Origin of the sequence: Bradyrhizobium genomosp. III, assembly GCF_000261705.1 — a bacterium.
Taxonomy (GTDB): domain Bacteria; phylum Pseudomonadota; class Alphaproteobacteria; order Rhizobiales; family Xanthobacteraceae; genus Bradyrhizobium; species Bradyrhizobium ottawaense.
On the sequence record NZ_AJQF01000272.1, the window covers coordinates 23846 to 30106 of the forward strand.

Here is a 6261-nt window from a genome sequence, read left to right on the forward strand (position 1 = left end):
CGCATCGTGGCTTTCCCCTGATGTTTGGAGATCGATGATGAGGAAATCCCTTCTTGCGCTGGCTGCCGGGCTTTTGCTGGCCGGAAGCGTCAGTGCAACCTCCGCCGCCGACAAGCTCAAGGTCGGCTTCATCTATCTGGGTCCGATCGGAGATTTGGGCTGGACCTATCAGCACGATCTCGCCCGGCAGGCGCTGGTCAAGGAGCTGGGCGACCAGATCGAGACCACCTATCTGGAGAACGTGCCTGAAGGCCCCGACGCCGAGCGCTCCATCGAGCAGCTCGTCCGCGCCGGCAACAAGCTGATCTTCACGACGTCGTTCGGCTACATGGATCCGACGCTGAAGGTCGCGAAAAAATATCCGAACGTGCATTTCGAGCACGCCACCGGCTACAAGCGCAACCCGAACATGTCGACCTATTCGGCCAGATGGTGGCAGGGCCGCTACATCCAGGGCTTGATCGCGGCCAAGATGACGAAGTCCGGCGTGCTCGGCTATATCGGCTCGTTCCCGATTCCGGAGGTCGTCTCCGGCATCAACGCGACGATGCTGGCCGCGCAGACCATCAAGCCTGACATCAAGGTCAAGATCATCTGGGCCAACACCTGGTTCGACCCGGGCAAGGAGGCCGACGCCGCCAAGGCGCTGATCGACCAGGGCGCCGACGTGATCATGCAGCACACGGATTCGCCCGCCGCGATGCAGATCGCCAGCGAACGCGGCAAGCTCGCCTTCGGCCAGGATTCCGAGATGATCAAGTTCGGGCCCAAGACCCAGCTGACCTCGATCCTCGACACCTGGGGCCCCTACTACATCGAGCGGGTCAAGGCCGAGCTTGCCGGCACCTGGAAGTCCCAGGACAGCTGGGGCGGCCTCGACAGTCACATGTTCGCGATGGCGCCCTATACCAACATGCCTGACGACGTGAAAAAATTGGCTGAGGATGCCCAAGCCGCGATCACTGCAGGCAAGCTGCATCCGTTCAAATGCCCGATCGTTGGGCAGGACGGCAAGCCGGTCGAGTGCAAGGGCGGCGATCACCTCGACGACGGCCAGATCCTCGGCATGAATTTCTACGTCAAGGGCATCGACGACAAGCTGCCGGGCAAGTAGCACGCTTCTTGCTTAGGCTAGATCACCTGCTCCTCCGGAGGAGGTTCGGAGGGGGTGGCCAGAAGCACCCGGCACTTGTGGTCGCCCCCTCTTTCTATCCTGCCTTGGCGTTATCCGGCCCGCATGGCCTGCGCCGCCGAACTGTGGCGGCTGATGAGGTCTGCCACGTCGAGGCCCGGGATCGCACCGTCGATCACGGCCCATTTTCCCGCCACCATCACCCGGTCGGCCCGATGCGCTCCGCACAGCACCAATGCGGCCAAGGGGTCGCCATGACCGGAGAAGCGCAATTCGTCGAGCCCGAACAGCCCGAGGTCCGCAGCCTTGCCGACGGCGATCTCGCCGAGTTCCGGCCGGCCGACGCAGGCTGCCGACCCCTTGGTCGCCCAGCGCAAAGCATCCTTGTGGCTGACCTTGGACACCCCGTAACGCGCCCGTTGCAGCAGGAAGGCGGCGCGGACCTCCTGCATCAGGTTGGAGCCGTCGTTCGAGGCTGAGCCGTCGACACCGATCCCGATCCCGACGCCGGACTCCTCCATCTCGCAGACAGGACAGCAGCCGGATGCCAGCAGCTGGTTGCTGCACGCGCAATGGCTGATGGTCGTCTTCGCCTTGCCGAGCCGCTTCATCTCATCGGCGTTGAAAAATATGCCGTGGGCGAGCCAGGTCCGCGCATTGAGCCAGCCGCATTGCTCGAGATAGTCGAGCGGACGGCAGCCATACATCTGCTGGCAGAATCTGTTTTCGTCCTCTGTTTCGGCGAGATGGGTGTGCAGGCGCACGTCGAGCTTATCAGCGAGATCGGAGGTGGCGCGCATCAGCGACGTCGTCACCGAGAACGGCGAGCACGGCGCCAGCGCGATCTGCACCATCGCGTCCAGGCCGCGCTGGTGGTGCTTGGCAACCACGCGCGCGCTGTCTGCGAGAATCGTGTCCTCGTCCTGCACCACGCTGTCAGGCGGCAGGCCGCCGTCGCGCTGCGACAGGTTCATCGAGCCGCGCGTCAGCAGCACCCGCACGCCCAGACGCTTCGCCACGGCGACCTCGATATCGACGGCATCTTCGAGGCCCGCGGGGAAGACGTAGTGATGATCGGTCGTGGTGGTGCAGCCCGACAGCAGCAGCTCGGACATCGCCACGGTGACGCCGAGCTCGAGCGCCTCGGGCGTCAGCCTCGCCCACACCGGGTAGAGCGCCTGGAGCCAGGGGAACAGCTCCCGATCCATCGCCGCCGGCAGCGCCCGGGTCAGCGTCTGGTAAAAATGATGATGGGTGTTGATCAGGCCCGGCAGCACGACATGTTCGCTCGCATCGAACACCACGACATCAGCGGTCGCTGGCGCGGCGCCCGCCGGCACGAGCTCGACGATGCGGCCGTCCTTTACCACGATCCCGCGCTCGGCACCGTCGGCGAGGATGGCCAGGGGATCCCTGATCCAGATCGGCTTTGCGTCGCTCATGATCCCGCTTCTCCTTTACATCCGCTGACAGGCCAGCCAGGTAAAACGCTGGCCCAGCCACCTTCGCGCCAGGACTTGTTTTATTGCGACTTGTTTGTTGCCACTTGGCTCCGGTCTTGCAAGACTCATCGGCACGATTCACCGGCGGAAGCTTTGGCGCAGCCATGGATTTGAACACCATCACGACGGTCGCCCATCCGCAAACGCGAGCGCAATTGCCGGCCTGGACGGCAGGCGACGCCTGGCTCGCGGGCGGCACGTGGTTGTTCTCGGAGCCGCAGGTGCATCTGAAGCGGCTGATCGATCTGACCGACCTGAAATGGCCGGCGCTGACGATCACGGACAGCCATCTCTCCATCGCCGCCACGTGCACGGTCGCGCAGCTCGACGGACTTGCCTGCCCGTCCGATTGGCTCGCCGCGCCGCTGATCAACCAGTGCTGCCGCGCCTTCCTTGCGTCGTTCAAGATCTGGAAGACCGCGACCGTCGGCGGCAATCTCTGCATGTCGCTGCCGGCGGGACCGATGATCTCCCTTACTGCAGCGCTGGGCGGCGTCTGCACCATCTGGAAGGCTGGCGGCGGCGAGCAGAGGATTCCTGTCGTCGACTTCGTCACCGGCAACCAGCGAAATCGCCTGACACCGGGCGACCTGCTTCGCCAGATCGATATTCCGATCGCCGCGCTGAAACGCCGCACGGCATATCGCCAGATCTCGCTGGCGCCGGTCGGCCGCTCGGCGGCGCTCCTGATCGGCAGCCTCGATGCCGACGGCACGCTGACGCTCACGGTCACCGCGTCGACGGCGCGGCCGATCCAGCTGTCCTTTCGCCGGGCCCCGGACGCGAGCGCGCTGGGCGACGCGATCGCCCAGCAGATCACGGACGATCTGTACCACACCGACATCCACGGCCGGCCGCTCTGGCGCAAGCACATGACATTGCGGCTCGCCGAAGAGGTTCGCCGCGAGCTGCTGGGGGCAATGCCGTCATGAGCTTCGAGGTCAACGGCAAACCGTTTGCGCAGGAGCCGCGCGCCGGCCAGTGCCTGCGCACGTTCCTGCGTGAGCTCGGCCATTTCGGCGTGAAGAAGGGCTGCGACGCCGGTGACTGCGGCGCCTGCACCGTGCTGCTCGACGGCGAGCCGGTGCACAGCTGCCTGATCCCGGCGTTCCGCGCCGAGGGACGCAGTGTGACCACGATCGAAGGCCTCGGCGGAGACCACGGCACGCATCCGATGCAGCAGGCCTTCCTCGATGCGCAGGGTTTTCAATGCGGCTTCTGCACCGCCGGCATGATCCTGACCTGCGCCTCGCTGAACCAGGCGCAGCGCACCGATCTCGGCGCGGCGCTGAAGGGCAATATCTGCCGCTGCACCGGCTATCGCGCGATCGAGGATGCATTGCTCGGCAAGACCAATGTCGAGGCGAGCGTCGAGCCCGGAGCCGCGTTTGGCCGCAGCCTGCCGGCGCCGGCAGGCCCCGACATCGTGCGCGGCGACGCGCGCTACACCTTCGACACCGCCATCGAGGGCCTGCTTCACGTCAAGCTGGCGCGGTCGCCGCATGCCCACGCCAGGATCGTCGCGATCGACAAGTCGGAAGCGCTGAAGGTTCCCGGGGTGCACGCGGTGCTGACGCATGAAGACGCACCTTCGATCCTGATCTCGACCGCGCGGCACGAGATGGACTGGATGGACCCCGAGGACACCCGCGTTCTCGACGACGTCGTGCGCTTCATCGGCCAGAGGGTTGCCGCAATCGTCGCCGAAAGCGAAGCCGCCGCCGAGGACGCCTGCCGCCGGCTCAAGGTCGATTACGAGATCCTGCCTGCGCTGATCGATCCGGAGCAGGCGATGGCGCCCGGTGCGCCCGTCATTCATCCCGACCGCACCACCGCGAACCGCATCGCCGACGCTCAGCGCAACCTCGCTGCGGAGACGCATGGCGAGTTCGGCGACGTCGCGGCGGCGCTCGCGATAGCTGCCGTCACCTTCGAGGGCACCTTCCACAGTCATCGCGTGCAGCACGCGGCACTGGAGACCCATGGCGGCCTCGCCTGGCTCGATGCCTCGGGCGTGCTCAATGTCCGCACCTCGACCCAGGTGCCGTTCCTGACCCGGCGCGCGCTGTCCGACATCTTCAAGCTTCCTCCCGACAAGGTCCGCGTGTTCTGCGAGCGCGTCGGCGGCGGCTTCGGCGGCAAGCAGGAGATGTTCGTCGAGGACATTCTGGCGCTCGCTGCGCTCAAGACGGGACGTCCGGTGAAGCTGGAGCTCACGCGCGAGGAGCAGTTCATCGCGACGTCGACGCGGCACCCGATGCGGGTCCACATCAAGGCCGGAGCGGATGCCGGCGGCAAGCTCACCGCGCTCCAGCTCGACGTGCTCTCCAACACCGGAGCTTACGGCAATCACGCCGGCCCGGTGATGTTCCATTCGCTGTCGGAGTCCATCGCGGTCTACAATTGCCCGAACAAGCGGGTCGACGGTTACGCGGTCTACACCAACACGGTGCCGGCGGGCGCGTTTCGCGGCTATGGCCTGCCGCAGACGCTGATCGCGATCGAGGCCGCGATCGACGAGCTGGGCCGGCAGCTCGGCATCGACCCCTACGAGATGCGCCGGCGCAACATCGTGAGGGATGGCGATCCCATGCTGTCGCCGCCGCCGTCCGAATTTCACGACGTGCTCTACGGCTCCTACGGGCTCGACCAGTGCCTCGACCTCGTCGAGCGCGCGATGCAGGCCGACGGCCCGCAGCCGGACCTGTCGCCGGACTGGCTGATCGGTGACGGCGTCGCGCTGACCATGATCGACACCGCGCCGCCGGCGGGCCACCTCGCCGACGCGACGATTACACTCAACGATGACGGCGGTTTCGATCTCACCGTCGGCACCGCCGAATTCGGCAACGGCACCAGCACCGTGCACCGGCAGATCGCCGCGACCACGCTCGCGACCACCGTCGACAGAATCCGACTGCGCCAGTCCGACACCGCCCATGGAGGCCACGACACCGGCGCCTATGGCAGCGCCGGCATGTTCGTCGCCGGCAAGGCGACCCATGCGGCTTCCCTGCAGCTTGCGACCGAATTGAAGGCGGCCGCCGCCGGCGCGTGGCTGTGTGACGTCGGGAGCTGCGTGCTCGAGGACAACGCCGTCGTCAGCGGCGTCCGGCGCATGTCTTTTGCGGAGCTGGTGAAGCTCGCGCGCGAGCGCGGGCAGCCGTTCGCAGGCAGCGGCAATTCCGAGGGAACACCGCGTTCGGTCGGCTTCAACGTCCAGGGTTTTCGTATCGCCGTGAACAAGGCCACCGGCGAGCTCAGGATTCTCAGGAGCGTGCACGCCGCGGACGCCGGAGTGGTCGCCAATCCCATGCAGTGCCGCGGTCAGGTCGAAGGCGGCGTGGCGCAGGCGCTCGGCGCCGCGCTCTACGAGGAGATGGTGATCGACGCCGAGGGGCGCGTCACCAACCCGAAATTCCGCGACTACCACCTGCCCTCCTTCGCGGACGTGCCCCGCACCGAGGTGTTCTTCGCCGAGACGTCCGACACGATCGGACCGTTAGGGGCGAAGTCGATGAGCGAAAGTCCGTACAATCCGGTCGCGGCCGCACTCGGCAACGCGATCGCGAACGCCACCGGCATCCGCTTCACCGCGCCGCCGTTCAAGCCGGACCGGCTGGTTTC

4 protein-coding genes are annotated in these 6261 nt (G+C 66.3%); 3 read left to right on the forward strand and 1 reads right to left on the reverse strand.

All coding sequences use genetic code 11. The features are described from left to right. Positions 1-37: 37 nt before the first annotated feature. Positions 38-1114 carry a BMP family ABC transporter substrate-binding protein gene (locus tag IC66_RS0123090; RefSeq protein ID WP_038949189.1) on the forward strand — a complete coding sequence of 359 codons (1077 nt, stop codon included), beginning with the start codon at positions 38-40 and terminating at the stop codon, positions 1112-1114. 110 nt (positions 1115-1224) lie between these two features. Here the strand turns inward: IC66_RS0123090 and IC66_RS0123095 are convergent, their stop codons facing one another. Then, positions 1225-2574, reverse strand: a complete 1350-nt coding sequence (locus IC66_RS0123095; protein WP_038949190.1) for an 8-oxoguanine deaminase — start codon at positions 2572-2574, stop codon at positions 1225-1227. Positions 2575-2738: 164 nt separating this feature from the next. Here IC66_RS0123095 and IC66_RS0123100 point away from each other — a divergent pair, with 164 nt between their 5' ends. Together IC66_RS0123100 and IC66_RS0123105 are read left to right on the forward strand one after the other, a co-directional pair. Next, entirely contained in the window at positions 2739-3566 is an 828-nt protein-coding gene (locus IC66_RS0123100; RefSeq protein WP_038949191.1) for an FAD binding domain-containing protein, read from the forward strand. Beyond that, positions 3563-6261, forward strand: a 2699-nt coding sequence (locus IC66_RS0123105) for a molybdopterin-dependent oxidoreductase (protein WP_038949193.1), incomplete at its 3' end; no start/stop codon positions are given. The genes IC66_RS0123100 and IC66_RS0123105, both read left to right, overlap by 4 nt.